Source organism: Dapis hubbardiae BLCC-M172, from assembly GCF_050016015.1.
Classification (GTDB): domain Bacteria; phylum Cyanobacteriota; class Cyanobacteriia; order Cyanobacteriales; family Microcoleaceae; genus Trichodesmium.
In genome coordinates this window covers 12878-27233 of record NZ_JBNHEQ010000043.1, presented here as the reverse complement: position 1 = coordinate 27233, position 14356 = coordinate 12878, and the positions used below count along the sequence as shown (strand labels likewise).

10 protein-coding genes are annotated in these 14356 nt (G+C 31.6%); 2 read left to right on the top strand and 8 right to left on the bottom strand.

The window, feature by feature from the left end; translation table 11 throughout:
* Positions 1 to 348: 348 nt before the first annotated feature.
* The 3 genes from ACP6PK_RS04735 to ACP6PK_RS04725 all read right to left on the bottom strand — a co-directional run bounded on the left by ACP6PK_RS04735 (position 349) and on the right by ACP6PK_RS04725 (position 3386).
* Entirely contained in the window at positions 349 to 1674 is a 1326-nt protein-coding gene (locus ACP6PK_RS04735; protein ID WP_426558212.1) for a methyltransferase domain-containing protein, read from the bottom strand.
* Positions 1675 to 2039: 365 nt separating this feature from the next.
* Positions 2040 to 2174, bottom strand: a complete 135-nt coding sequence (locus ACP6PK_RS04730) for a hypothetical protein (RefSeq protein ID WP_426558210.1) — start codon at positions 2172 to 2174, stop codon at positions 2040 to 2042.
* A 285-nt stretch (positions 2175 to 2459) separates the two neighbouring features.
* Entirely contained in the window at positions 2460 to 3386 is a 927-nt protein-coding gene (locus tag ACP6PK_RS04725; protein WP_426558208.1) for an SPL family radical SAM protein, read from the bottom strand.
* A gap of 1574 nt (positions 3387 to 4960) precedes the next feature.
* Between ACP6PK_RS04725 and ACP6PK_RS04720 the strand changes: the two genes are divergently transcribed.
* On the top strand, positions 4961 to 5434 hold the full coding sequence (locus ACP6PK_RS04720) for a Crp/Fnr family transcriptional regulator (protein WP_426558206.1): 474 nt from the start codon (positions 4961 to 4963) through the stop codon (positions 5432 to 5434).
* Between the two features lie 233 nt (positions 5435 to 5667).
* On the opposite strand, the gene ACP6PK_RS04715 is transcribed toward ACP6PK_RS04720, so the two are convergent.
* From ACP6PK_RS04715 to ACP6PK_RS04695, 5 genes are all read right to left on the bottom strand, one after another.
* A complete protein-coding gene (locus ACP6PK_RS04715) occupies positions 5668 to 6000 on the bottom strand; it encodes a DUF4870 domain-containing protein (RefSeq protein ID WP_426558204.1) in 333 nt (110 codons plus the stop codon).
* 239 nt (positions 6001 to 6239) lie between these two features.
* Entirely contained in the window at positions 6240 to 6437 is a 198-nt protein-coding gene (locus tag ACP6PK_RS04710; protein WP_426558216.1) for a magnetosome magnetite crystal formation protein family, read from the bottom strand.
* 425 nt (positions 6438 to 6862) lie between these two features.
* Positions 6863 to 7060 (bottom strand): magnetosome magnetite crystal formation protein family, encoded by a 198-nt coding sequence (locus ACP6PK_RS04705; RefSeq protein ID WP_426558216.1) that lies wholly within the window; start codon positions 7058 to 7060, stop codon positions 6863 to 6865.
* A 491-nt stretch (positions 7061 to 7551) separates the two neighbouring features.
* On the bottom strand, positions 7552 to 11055 hold the full coding sequence (locus ACP6PK_RS04700; protein WP_426558202.1) for a PAS domain-containing sensor histidine kinase: 3504 nt from the start codon (positions 11053 to 11055) through the stop codon (positions 7552 to 7554).
* Positions 11056 to 11498: 443 nt separating this feature from the next.
* Positions 11499 to 11663: a hypothetical protein gene (locus ACP6PK_RS04695; protein WP_426558200.1), complete on the bottom strand. Its 165-nt coding sequence runs from the start codon at positions 11661 to 11663 to the stop codon at positions 11499 to 11501.
* Positions 11664 to 12320: 657 nt separating this feature from the next.
* On the opposite strand from ACP6PK_RS04695, the gene prfC reads away from it, so the two are divergent.
* The gene (prfC, locus tag ACP6PK_RS04690) at positions 12321 to 13949 is read left to right on the top strand and encodes a peptide chain release factor 3 (protein WP_426558198.1); all 1629 of its coding nucleotides are present in this window, start codon (positions 12321 to 12323) and stop codon (positions 13947 to 13949) included.
* Positions 13950 to 14356: the final 407 nt, after the last annotated feature.

The following is a 14356-nucleotide window of genomic DNA, read 5'->3' as shown; positions in this document are numbered from 1 at the left end:
CGGCGTTGAATTTTGTAGAGCATTTTTTCTAGGGAAGTTTGAGAGTTATTTTTATCTTTTAGGGAGAATTAGATAGTTATCTATATATATTATGTGAGTCATAGTTTAGTCTGAGGTATTGAGATTTTAGTAGGGTGATAAATTTGAGCAGTGGCAAATTTTCTTGGGGAAAGTTGGGAAATTTTGAGTAGACTTTCTAGTATTTATTGGAGTAGTATATTTAAACTACTCCAACTTTAAGCTTAACTGTTCTAGTAACCTTCTAAGTAAGTTTTTGATTGAGTAATATCTGAGATTCGGCGTTGAATTTTGTAGAGCATTTTTTCTAGGGAAGTTTGAGAGTTATTTTTATATTTTAGCGAGAATTATATAGTCATCTATTATATGATGCGAGTCATAGTTTTGTTCTAGATATTTACGTTGAAGAGGACTCATATATTTCAACACTGGCAATGTTTGAACAAATTTTGAAAAATTTTCCATATCTTTTCTCATACCTGTTGCAGTAATATACTTATACCACTCCAACTTTAAACCCAACTCCTCAACCAATTTTTCAACTAATTTTTTTTCTTGAGTAACATCTTCTTGAGGTTGCATCCCATAAAATCCAAAAAATCTCTTTATTTGAACAATTAGGATTACATAACCACCACTAATCAAACTTTCCTGAAATATTTTCCGATAAACCTCGAAAGACTTTTTCTTTTCTGCTTGTTCAGCAAATAGACAGTGAGAAATAACTATAAAATCAAAGAAACCTTGTGGCAAAACTTTCAACTGCTCATTGTAGGAAAAAATATCCGTTGTATCAAATCGAAAATACAAATTAGTAGGCATTCTTTTTTGTTCTATATATTGTCGCCAAAACTGAAGACCTCGATACTGAAACTGAGCTTGTTTTTCTAGAGAATAATAACAAATGTGCATTGGGGGAGTCGGAAAAAAACCACTACTACTTTGTAGAAATAAAGCTAGTGCATAAGCAACTGTTCCTGGACCTGCACCAATGTCAAGAATATTAAGTTTAGTAGGTAATAATCGAGATTTATATATTAAAAACCAAGCTAAATAACTAGAATAAACATGATCTGAAAGATATTTCATCATATAAACATAAGGAGTTAAATCAAAACCATAATCAGGATCGATATTACGCTTTAATAATTTCATATCCTTTATTGCTGCTTCCAACTCTGATGCTCGTTTTTTTTCAGGTATTCTTTCCAGTTCAGATTTAATATACTCTGCCAAACTTGATTCAAAGTCGTCAAATATCCTTTGATCTATTCCAGTACATTGCAATAAATTTTCATCTTTTTCAATTAATTTAAAACTCTTGGTCACAAACTCAATAAATTTTGCATCTGGAGTCAATATATAGTCATCAAGTCGCCTAATTACTGGCTCATCAAAATCAAGTTTTAATTCTAATTCATCTAATTTATCAACAGCTTTTTTCAGATGTTTACTTAAATTGCTAATTTCTCTATCTTTGTCATTTAAAGATTCCTGAAATTTCAGCTTATCTTGATATAACTTCTCTAAAGGAGATAATTTTGCTCCCGAATTTTCAATAGCTTTTAGTATTTGATTTGCCAGAGAATTATTTCCTCGTTTAAGGGCAAACCAAAATTTGATAGAACGCCAAAAATTTGTGATTTTGTTACTCATAAGTAAATCTTCCCTGAAATTCTTGAATTTCTCACACAGTCAGTATTTTTATTAACTTCTATGGAAACTGTTGATAATTTTTATGTTGATTAAATTGATAATTTTTCTGTCTTTGCAATTTCCATATTTACGAAACTTCAGTAGAATTTTTAATTACTTTTAGTCTGTGGTTTGCCAGAAAAATATTTCCTGATTTACAGGGAAAGCAAAATTTGATAGAACGCCAAAAATTTGTGATTTTATTATTCATAAGTAAACCCTCCCTGAAATTATTTTATTTCTCAACCACTGAATATTTGTCCTAACCTATCTGGGAATCTTTGAGAATTTTACCCTTGATTAAATTGGTGATTTCTCTATCAAAGTCATTTAAAGATGCCGAAAACTTCAGCCGAATTTTCAATAACTTTTAGTATCTGATTTGCTAGAGAATTATTTCCTTGTTTGAGAGCAAACCAAAATTTTATAGAACGCCAAAAATTTGTCAATTGATTATTCATCAGTACATCTTCCCTGAAATTGTTTTATTTCTCAACCACTGAATATTTGTCTTAACCTATCGGGTAAGTTTTGAGAATTCCATATTGATTAAATTGTTGATTTTTCTATTTTTTTAATTTCCAAATTCCGGAAACTTTCACTTAATATTGAGAATAGTTGTCTCAATATTAAAATTTTATCTCCCAAATTTTCAATACCTTTGAGTATATGATTTCCTAGAAAATTATTTCCTTATTTCCAGACAAAACACAAACTTAGAGAACCTCCCAAAATTTGTCATTTAATTATTCATAAGTAAAACCTGCTTGACCTTCCTTAATTTCTACATTACTTAGTATTTTTACCAACTTACCTTTGAATTGTTGATAATTTTCAACTTCATTATTGTACCACCATTCGTACTTTTTCTTCATATCTATAGCTACATCACGAGTGCTAGCTATTAGCGATCGCTTATGACTAGCATGGAATTCTTGAATGACAACTCTATCGACAAAATTTAGTTGCCTAATAAAACTTTCTTCTTCTTCCGGCAAAGTCGGCAATAAAGGAGTAATAGTAATAGAAAGTTTCGGCAAATAACCTGTTAAATCATTAATTTTAGTATTGATTTTTTTCATGGCATTAAGTCTAGCTCTAATACTAGGTGTTTGAGGTTCAAAATCCTTTCTTACCACCTCACTACCCGTCGGAATACTCATATTAATTCGGAGATTTTTAAACCGTTGTAAAATATCAATATCCCTCGTGATCATCGGACTACGAGTTTGAATAACTAAAATTGGTTTATATTCCAACATTACCTCTAATAATCTCCGAGTTAATTCAATTTTCGACTCTATCGGTTGGTAAGGATCAGTCACACTACTCATATAAATAGTAGGCAACTTATCATAATTTTTCTTCCGCCATCTCATTAACTCTTTCTCTAAAACTTCCGCAGCATTTTCCTTAATCAAAACCCATTTTCCCCACTCATTTCGCATTTTTTCATTAGGACTAAAAGCAGCGGCATAACAATAAGTACAACCATATTGACAACCCCGATAAGGATTCAAAGTAAAGTCATAAGCTTTAATAAAACCAGTAGCTTTATTTAATATTGATTTAGCATTTTGTCCGTAAACATCAGCACTACCAAATTTTTCACTAACCACTAACAACTGATTAGTATCTACTCTGTACTCTTCGTCTTCAAATTCCGTTTTCATCTTCTAAATAAACTGATAAATTAATGAAGTTTTTTTTGCACCAGAGACTAAAGGATGGTTTATATTAATCAAACATCAAGTTATATTACCCATGATAAATATTGGCTAAATATTAGGAACAATTATTAGGTAAGCATTCAGTTCTTAACTATTAATTCATTATCGAATAATTAAGGTTTAAAGCCTCTCATGATCAAGGAGAAACAATGAATTTATTTTCCTTTTATTCAATCCTCTCCCTAAAAGGAAGAGGTAATTATCAATTATCCATTATCAATTATCAATTATTAAACTGTAGAGCAGGAATTATTATTAATAGATTTAAGCAAAGTTCAAACTATTGGAAAAGAACTGATAACTCAAACAACTACTAGGAAAAAATATCTACCCTTCTTTACTACTTTATACCAATTTGAAAAAATAATTTTATTAAAAATATAGCGTAATTAAAAGACTTTAGGTAAGCATTTCCTGCGGAATACTGCGCAAACAGCCGTCAGCTATCAGCTATGAGTTATACCAATTCCCATGCATTAAGGCTATACTTGAGTGACACTTCAGTTATCAAGTAATTAACACAAATAAAATAAATTATTCCCTAATTATTATCCAGTTAATGTTCATTATTCTTCTGTGTACGGACGCCCTTATGCAACATCCCTTCCCCCCACCTCCCACACTCCCGTACGGACGTTGCACAGGCAAAAATGCGTTTTCCGTTCCAGAATGCTCCGCTTTCCATGTCGCGCAGCGTTTTGCTGGCGCACAACTTTCGTATAGGGAATGCTCCTAATTACGCACTTCGGCTGTCGCCGACATATAAAGCGGAGCTTTGCGTCAGCAAAACATCCCTCCTCCACCCAATCAAATATAGTAATATTTTTGAGAAATGGTATTATTAAGTCACGATTACACCAAAAGAGGAATTAGTCTTCAAAGAGAATTAAAACTTATGTTTCCGCAGCATTCCGGAGTAAATCAAAAGGCCATGACCTAACTTTAGTAAGTTATTACGTTTAAAAGCTGTTTGCGCAGCATTCCGGAACGGAAATGCTAATAGCTGAATACTTACGACTTTACCGAATAATTAATAATTATTAATTAAATACCTTGCTTAAAAGCCTACCCTTTCAAGGAGAAAAAAAGTGCTAGGATATTTCCTTATATGTAATTCCCTTAAAGTTTTCATTGAGGTAATTATCCATTATCCATTATCAATTAATGAAAGGAGATGTCCCTTTGACAAAAAAGATAATTTTCGACCTACAAAATGGTATTGAAGCAGTTCATTCTGCCGACTGACTCCTGTTAATTAGCGAGCAAAAAACTTTCTGCTACTTCTCCTCCTGATATATTCTTTTTTCTACCACTTCTCTCTCCTGACTCCTGACTCCTGACTTCTCCCTAATTATTTATAACTATTCATCCGGACATGATATAAGATGGTGTAAGCTGAAGAAGTTCAGTTAGTTATCTATCAAATTTTACCTGAAATATTATTAACCATTAAAATTTGCTCAATCAAAGGTAATTATTAAATTTGTTTATTCCTCAAGGATAAGGGTGTAAATATTATGCTTACAAGTGTAGAGCGTCTTTTATTTATTAGAGCAGTGCCAATTTTTAGAGAATTAAGAGATGATTTTCTAGTACGTTTAGCTTCTGTGATGGATGAACTTTCTTTTCCTAGTAACCATACAATTTTTACTGAAGGAAAAGAGGGAAGGTCTCTTTATATTGTAGTATCTGGTAGAGTTAAAGTTCATTTAGAAGACCGTGAGTTAGCAAGGTTACAACAAGGAGCTTGTTTTGGTGAAATGTCTTTGTTTGATGCTGAACCTCGTTCTGCTTCTGTCACTACTTTAGAAAATTGTGAATGTTTAATGTTAACTCAAATGCAACTTTATGATGCAATTGATGAAACACCAGAAATTGCTATTAATATTATTCGTCTATTGTCTCGTCGCATTCGTGAACTTAATCAAAAGCTTAATGCTAAGGAAAGTAGTATTTCTTCTGATAGTAGTAGAATAGCTGAACTGCGTTAGAAATATGCTAAAATATCAGCAAATTGGTTTTGCTCCAGACAAAACCAATATTGCTTAATATCATATCTATTCACTTTCAAGATGTCACAAATAATTTCACATCTAAATTTTGAAATTATTTCCTGAAATTACTCTAAAGTCAAATTTTTAAGCCTATAAAATCTTAATTCATAAATTTTTATTTTTGACTTCCGTGAAATAGTATTAGCTAGGATATTACCTAAAAAAAATCACTAGATTAAACGAAAAATAAATGGATAACTGTAGGGTTGATTGGGATTATTCATCACATTGAGAATAGCAATAATTGGCATGACAAAATTAACAATTCCTAACAAAACTAACAAAGGAAAACCAATTAGCAGCCAGACTAATATACCAAATATAATACCGTAAATATAAATGTTAATATGAAAGTTGAGAGATTCTTTAGCGTTATCCTTAACAACAGAATCATCAGTTAGAAATAAAATAGCTATTGGTATACCTACAGAGAGAATAGTTACACTAAAGAAAATTGCTCCATGGCATAAAGCTGATAGAATTTTTCTTTTGTCAGTATCCATTAAATTTTCCTCCTGATTGAAACTAGATATCTGTATTTTCCACTTACATGATAATAAGTATAGCTGATTAATTTAGTAATTTCTGAAATTGAGTTATTTATTGAGTTTAATTATTGCTCTGTTATTTGGTTTGTGTTTTCCCCATAGGAATTTGAATGATTAATTAACTCTCTTCACTAAGACTAATATTATTTGTCATAACTTACATTGAGTAGAATCAAAACCAGAAAAAATTGTAACTATAGTAGACGAAAAATAAATGGATAACGGTAAGGTTGGTTGGGATTACTCTTAACATTAAGAATGGCAATTATTGCCATCACAACAGTAACAATTACTAACAAAACTAATAAAGGAATTCCGAAAGGAAACAAGCCAAATAAAGGAATACCACTGAAAGGAAATGCGCTGGCTAACCAGATTAATATACCAAATATAAAAGCATAAATATAAATGTTAATATGAAAGTTGATAGATTCTTTAGCGTTATCCTTAACAATTTAATCATCAGTTAGAAGTATAATCACTATTGGTATGACTATAGATACAATATTATATTAGTTATAGTAAAAAAAATCGCTCCATGACATAAAGCCGAGAGAATTTTTTTTATCAGTATCCATTAAATGTTCCTCCTGATTCAAACTATATATCTGTATTTTCTACTTACACGATAATAAGTATAGCTGATTAATTTAGTAATTTCGGAAATTGAGTTATTTATTAAGTCTAATTATTGCTCTGTTATTTGGTTTGTGTTTTCCCCATAGGAATTTGAATGATTAATTAACTCTCTTCACTAAGACTAATATTATTTGTCATAACTTACATTGAGTAGAATCAAAACCAGAAAAAATTGTAACTATAGTAGACGAAAAATAAATGGATAACGGTAAGGTTGGTTGGGATTACTCTTAACATTAAGAATGGCAATTATTGCCATCACAACAGTAACAATTACTAACAAAACTAATAAAGGAATTCCGAAAGGAAACAAGCCAAATAAAGGAATACCACTGAAAGGAAATGCGCTGGCTAACCAGATTAATATACCAAATATAAAAGCATAAATATAAATGTTAATATGAAAGTTGATAGATTCTTTAGCGTTATCCTTAACAATTTAATCATCAGTTAGAAGTATAATCACTATTGGTATGACTATAGATACAATATTATATTAGTTATAGTAAAAAAAATCGCTCCATGACATAAAGCCGAGAGAATTTTTTTTATCAGTATCCATTAAATGTTCCTCCTGATTCAAACTATATATCTGTATTTCTCACCTGCACAGCAAAAAGTATATGTCAATAATTGAGTAGTTCTGAGATTTAGTTATTAAGTCTAATTATACCTTGCTGATGAAGCCTAAAAATATTTAAAAATAAAGGTAACTGTCTTTTAAAAGTGAAAAAATTGCAACCTTTTCAGTCCCTAGAGATGCAAAAAGTTAGTATTTTCAGCAGACAAAATTTTATCTCCTAATCCTTCCCAAACGACCCAAACCCTTCACCCTTTCCACGCTCTTATTTTTTCCACAAATTCTAATTATAACTCTGTTATTTGTTTTATTTTCTGGCGGATAGGAATTGTAATGATAAATTTCGTTCCTTGTCCTATTGTAGAAGTACAGTCTAATCTACCTTGATGTTTTTCCACAATAATTTGATAACTAATAGATAATCCTAGACCAGTACCACTACCGATAGGTTTAGTAGTAAAAAATGGGTCAAATATTTTGTTACGAACTGTTTCTGTTATACCCATACCATTATCAGCAATTATAATTCTAACTTCTTGAGATGATATAAATTTTGTACTAATTGTAATAGTAGGTAAATTATCCAAAATATCTGAATTTTGATTTATCTCAGTAGGATTAAAATTTTTCCTTCGTTTTTCTGCTAAAGCGTCAATAGCGTTAGAAATAATATTCATAAATACTTGATTTATCTGACTAACATAACACTCCACTTCGGGTAAGTCATTATAATCTTTAATTATTTGAATTGCTTTTTCCTGTGGCTTCTGTTTGAGTTTATTTTGTAAAATGAGGAGAGTGCTTTCTATTCCTTCATGGATATCTACAGACTTTACCTCAGACTCATCCAAGCGAGAGAAATTTCGTAAAGAAAGAACTATATCAGCAATGCGGTTAGCTCCCACTTTGATAGAATTTAAAATTTTCGGTAAATCTTCAATCAAAAAATCTAATTCTATAGTTTCTATTTCCTCTTGAATAACTGTAGGTGGTTCAGGATAATTTTCCTGATAGAGATGAATTAAACCGAGTAAGTCTTCAGTATATTGACTAACATAAAGAATATTACCAGAAATAAAGTTAATTGGATTATTAATTTCATGGGCAATACCAGCTACCATTTGCCCTAAAGACGACATTTTTTCAGTTTGAATAAGTTGTGCTTGAGCTTGTTGAAGTTTGTTTAAAGCGTCAGATAATTCCTGAGCTTGTGCTCTAGCTTGAAAAGCAACTTCACGACTTTGATTATATAGTTCTGCTTGATCAATAGCGATCGCCAATTGATCTGTTACTGCCTTTAAAAGTTGTACTTCACTATCATCCCAGTGACGAACAGAGGTATGATGGGCACAAACTAAAACTCCTATTTTTCCAGACTGAGTTTGAATTGGTATAGACACAAAAGAAATTATACCCAAAGCAACTATAAAACGTCGCATTTTTTTATCATCAACAAGACTAATATTGTCAACTCGAATAATTTCTAATTGTAAAAATCTTAAAGCCCAAGAGCCTACTTGTTCTATTGTATATTTACCAAGTAAGCCAGGTAAATTTTCTCCTTTTGACTCATTAACAACTTCCCAACTATCTAGAAAATTATTATTAGTTTCGTCTAGATTTGTACTACTAGCAAAACGATGCCAAATAAAATGACAACGATCTATTTTTAAGATAGTACGAACTTGATGGACTGTAGTCTCTAAAATCGTCTCAATATCGAGAGAATTACGAATTTGATTTGCCAAATGATTAAGTAGTTCTTCATGGCGAGCAATTTGTCGAAATTTAGCCTCTGATTCTTGAAGTTTTTGTTGAGCTTGCTTACTTTCTGTAATATCTAACCCTAAAGATATTAAACCAATAACTTCATTATCATCATCTTTAATTTTGACTTTAATTAATTCTAGATTATGCTCTTTACCGTCAATAAACGTAAAAGTTTCTTCACAGTGACATGGAAAATTATTTCCCCAGCAATTCGCATCAGATTTATGAAGATTTGCTGCTTCTTTTTCTGTAAAAAGTTTATGATATTGTTCAACTTCCAAAAACCTTGACTCAGGAATGCCAATATTTTCACATAATGTGTTATTAACAAACTGAACTTTGCCATTAACGTCAGTCATTAAAATCCAAATAGGAGCATTATCAAGAATTGCTCTTAAAGTTTTTTGTTGTTGGTTTAATTTTTCCTGTGCTTCAATACGTTCAGTAATATCTTCATAACTGCCAAGAATACCTATTACTTGACCATCTTGATTATGAAGAGGAACTTTACTTGTTTGTAACCATCTTTTTTGACCCTGAGTAGTTAATTGAGGTTCAATTATTTGGTATCTAGGTATATCAGATTCCATTACTTGACAATCTATTCTGCGATAATGTTCAAAATATTCTTTATTTCCGGGTAAATCATAGTCAGTTTTACCAACTATTTCTCTTGGTGATTTAAAACCTGCTCTATCAGCAAAACTATTATTACACCCCTGATATACTAGGTCTTGATTTTTCCAAAATATTGATTGGGGAATAGTATTGATAATTAATTGGAGTTTTTGTTGAGATAGTTGTAATTCTATTTGTGCTTGTACCCGCTCGCTAACATCTAAAACTAGGGATAATATCGAAATAAAATTTCCTTTTTCATCGAAACAAACCGAGTTATACCATTCACAATTTATTACTTTTCTCTGTTTAGTATAGTTACGATTTGTACAAGTATTTCTGGGCATATTTCCTTCTTGGAGTTCTTGCATTAGACTTACAACTTTTTCTAAGTCTTCAGGAAATATAAATTCCCAATCATTTACCTGTAAATCTATGACTTCTTGCGGTTGCCAACCAAAGATTTTTTCTGCTTGTTCTGACCAACGTTGTACTCGAAATTCACTATTCCACTCAATCACTGCTAGTGGAGTATTTTCTACATGAAAATTCAATTGTTGTAGGGCTGTTTTCAGTCTATTTTCTGCTTCTACTTCTTCGCTAATGTCATTAATAATTGCAGTTAATATAGTCTCATTTTTTAACTCTAATTTAGAAATAGAAGCTGCTGCTGGAAACTCAGTACCATCTTTCCGAAGCCCCCAAATTTGCCGACGATTAGTCATGGGACGAGAAACTTCAGTGTCAGTAGAAAATTGACGCACATAGTTTTGATGATTTGCTTTATATCGTTGTGGCAATAGCAAATTTAATGATTTTCCTAAAATTTCACTTGCTTGATATCCAAATATTTTTTCTGCTCCTTGATTAAACATAGAAATATTTTGATTTTCATCCACTGAAATAATGGCATCTTGAGCAATTTCTAAAATTCCACTTAAACGTTTTTCAGATGTTTGTAAATCTTCTTGTATTTGTTGGCGTTCTTGAATTTCTGCTTTTAATTTATTGTTAATTTCTTCTAGTTTTGCAGGGTTAGGAAGTGCTAATAAGTTAGGAATTAATGGTACTAATTTTCCAACTGTAAATAAAGATATTAAAGCTGTCATTACTTTGACTAAACCTGATAGCCAATAGGTAGGATACCAAAAAGTCCAAATTGACATTAAATGAGTCAATCCACAAGCAACAATAAATGCACTAAATAATATAAATATTTCTGGGTAAGGTATATCCTCTCGTTTGCGAATGAAATAAATTAAGGCAATAGGAATTGAACAGTAAGCTAATACAATTAATCCATCTGACAATATGTGTAACCACACTAATTCAGTTTGCCAAAAATAACAATGTCCGTGAGGAATAAAATTTCCTGTACTCCAAATTTTTGATAAAAAATTCATAGGCTTTTCTTGTTAAAAAAAATTCTAAAACTATCAGATTGAAAAAAATTAATTATTGATTTTTATTAACTTTATACTTTTCTTAGTATTAAAGTAAGCATTTCCTGCGGAATGCTGCGCAAACAGCTATTAGCGGTCAGCAATCAGATGGATGAATAAATAATTCCTGCTTAGGTTAAAGAAGTATATTTTAGTCTTCATTAATGGATAACGAATAATGAATAATTACCTCTGGTTAAAACCGTTACGGAATTGAATATAAGGAAATATCCTAGCACTTTTTTTCCCCTTGAAAGGGGAGGCTTTTAAGCAAGGTATTGAATTAGAGACTGTTTGTAAAACAAATATTAAGAGGGCTTAGAGTGACTAAAATATAAAATAGGTAAGACTTCAAAAGGTTAAAATCTGGTAAATATCCAGAGGAGGAAAGGTGCATACTATTCCTAGATTTTTAAGTGACAAATAGTTGTCTTAATTTCTTCTTTCTTATTACCTGTTCCCTGTTCCCAGTTAAGTGTTCCCTCTCTTGGTGCGCATTCCCTTGCGACTTTCGTCGTCGCGGGGTCGCACCGCTGTTCCCTATCTCCTTTGTATATTTCCTGATACATTCAATCTCTTAATAATTATTAATTATTAAGTATTCGGTAACTTTTAATTACTTTTAATGCTCCTTGGAGACTAATTCCTCCTTTCACGATAGTGAGATAATAAGTTAATAACTTATAGCTGATAGCTGACGGCTGAATACTTAGGTATTAAAAAAATTATTCAATTTATCATTTTATTTATCTATTAATTAGAGATATTTTGAATATACATTATATCATAAGAGAGAGTAGGGAGTAGGGAATAGGGAATAGGGAGTAGGGAAAAATGATTGCTGATTTCTGTGAGATAATTTATTTTATTTTTTCTTATTGGAGATGTCTAATAATAGCGAGTAGGGAGTAGGGGAAAAGGATTGATGATTTCTGTAGGATAATTTATTAGTAGATCAAAAATAATTTACCGAAATAATTAATAATTAAGCAATTAAATAATTAAATAATTAGATAATTCACGCCTTGAAGCCTCCCCTTTCAAGGGAAAAAAAATAAATCTTTTCCTGATTAGTGTCAATCCTCTCACTTTTAGGGAGAGGTAATTATCAATTATCCATTAATGAACTTACCTACTTAACCTAAGCAGCAAATATACAATTAATTTTACTTGACTACTTATATAATATGATTAATTATTAGAGATGCTAAAAGTTAGGTTAACTTATGTCCATTGAAATTGAAACAGAATTGCAAACCGCAGTAGATAAACGGCGTAACTTTGCAATTATTTCTCACCCTGATGCTGGTAAAACTACCCTTACAGAAAAACTGCTTTTGTACGGAGGTGCTATTCAAGAAGCTGGTGCAGTCAAAGCTAAAAGAGCGCAACGTCATGCCACTTCAGATTGGATGGAAATGGAACAACAAAGAGGTATTTCTATCACTTCCACAGTTCTCCAATTTGATTATCAAGACTGTCAAATAAATCTCCTAGATACTCCCGGCCACCAAGATTTTAGTGAGGATACATATAGAACATTAGCAGCAGCAGATAACGCTGTAATGTTAGAGGATGGTGCTAAAGGTTTAGAACCTCAAACTCGCAAATTATTTGAAGTTTGTAAGATGCGAAAACTACCCATTTTTACCTTTATTAATAAAATGGATAGACCAGGAAGAGAACCTTTAGAACTGTTGGATGAAATTGAACAGGAATTAGGTTTAAAAACATATCCTGTAAATTGGCCAATAGGTATGGGCGATCGCTTCAAAGGAGTATTTGATAGAAGAAAAAAACAAATTCACTTATTTGAGCGGAGTATTCATGGCAGAAAAGCAGCAACAAATACAGTAGTAAATTTAGGCGACCCTCAGATAGAAGAACTACTAGAGCAAGACCTTTATTACCAACTCAAAGAAGATATAGAATTGCTAGATGAATTAGGTTCAGAATTAGATTTAGAAGAAATACATAAAGGAGAAATGACCCCTGTATTTTTTGGTAGTGCAATGACTAATTTTGGGGTGCAATTATTCTTAGATGCTTTCCTAGAATATGCTCTTAAACCAGGTACTCATAAAAGTACAGTTGGAGAAATTTCTCCAACTTATGAAAACTTCACTGGGTTTGTGTTTAAATTGCAAGCTAATATGGACCCAAAACATCGAGATAGGGTCGCTTTTATTAGAGTTTGCACAGGAAAATTTGAAAAAGATATGACAGTTAGTCATGCTAGAACAGGTAAAACAGTACGATTATCTCGTCCGCAAAAGTTATTTGCTCAAGACAGAGCATCTATCGAAAATGCCTACCCTGGTGACATAATTGGTTTAAATAATCCAGGAGTATTTGCCATAGGAGATACTATCTATAATGGCAAAAAATTAGAGTATGAAGGTATCCCCTGTTTCTCACCAGAAATATTTGCTTATTTAAGGAATCCTAATCCTTCTAAATTTAAACAATTTCGTAAAGGAGTTAATGAATTAAGAGAAGAAGGTGCAGTGCAAATTATGTACTCAGCAGATGAGTCAAAAAGAGACCCTATTTTAGCTGCTGTTGGGCAGTTACAATTAGAGGTTGTTCAGTTTAGAATGCAAAATGAATATGGAGTAGAAACCAGATTAGAAACGTTGCCTTTTAGTGTGGCACGTTGGGTAGATGGTGGTTGGGAAATACTGGAAAAAGTAGGTAGGTTATTTAATACTGTGGCGGTGAAAGATAGCTGGGGACGACCTGTTTTGCTCTTTAGAAATGAGTGGAATTGTCAACAAGTAGAATCTGAACATCCAGAATTAAAATTGAATAATACTGCACCAGTAGTTTCTGGTCAAGAACCAGAATCTTTGTAAGGGGAAGGAAGAAGTAAGAAGGAAGAAGAAAGAAGTAATTAAGAAAAGGCTAAATTTGTAAACTTTACTTTCAACTTTTCTTCTTTCTACTTCCAGTAAAGTGACTGAAATATTCTCAGAGATTTAACCTTTAAACTTACCAAACTATGATTAGTAAAATAGCATTAACTCTGGCTACATTATTGTCAGCATTCAGCTATTAGCAGTCAGCAATCAGCTTTTTTGTTGTTAAGGCATTAAATACATTTACTATGGATAGTTAAGGTTTTCATATCTGCTTTAAACTTTACTTAAGCAAGGATTTCAGTGTTTCAATATTGCCATCTAACTTCCTATATATCTGAAGCTATAGCAATCCTAAATTGGTCGTAAAAAGTTTTATAATAGTTAAGCTAAATACTTACACA

Excerpts from the sequence above, each read along its gene's own strand:
- ACP6PK_RS04720 (WP_426558206.1), top strand. The coding sequence starts at position 4,961 with ATGCTTACAAGTGTAGAGCGTCTTTTATTTATTAGAGCAGTGCCAATT.
- ACP6PK_RS04735 (WP_426558212.1), bottom strand. The coding sequence starts at position 1,674 with ATGAGTAACAAAATCACAAATTTTTGGCGTTCTATCAAATTTTGGTTT.
- ACP6PK_RS04730 (WP_426558210.1), bottom strand. The coding sequence starts at position 2,174 with ATGAATAATCAATTGACAAATTTTTGGCGTTCTATAAAATTTTGGTTT.
- ACP6PK_RS04700 (WP_426558202.1), bottom strand. The coding sequence starts at position 11,055 with ATGAATTTTTTATCAAAAATTTGGAGTACAGGAAATTTTATTCCTCAC.
- ACP6PK_RS04725 (WP_426558208.1), bottom strand. The coding sequence starts at position 3,386 with ATGAAAACGGAATTTGAAGACGAAGAGTACAGAGTAGATACTAATCAG.
- ACP6PK_RS04695 (WP_426558200.1), bottom strand. The coding sequence starts at position 11,663 with ATGTATCAGGAAATATACAAAGGAGATAGGGAACAGCGGTGCGACCCC.
- ACP6PK_RS04715 (WP_426558204.1), bottom strand. The coding sequence starts at position 6,000 with ATGGATACTGACAAAAGAAAAATTCTATCAGCTTTATGCCATGGAGCA.
- prfC (WP_426558198.1), top strand. The coding sequence starts at position 12,321 with ATGTCCATTGAAATTGAAACAGAATTGCAAACCGCAGTAGATAAACGG.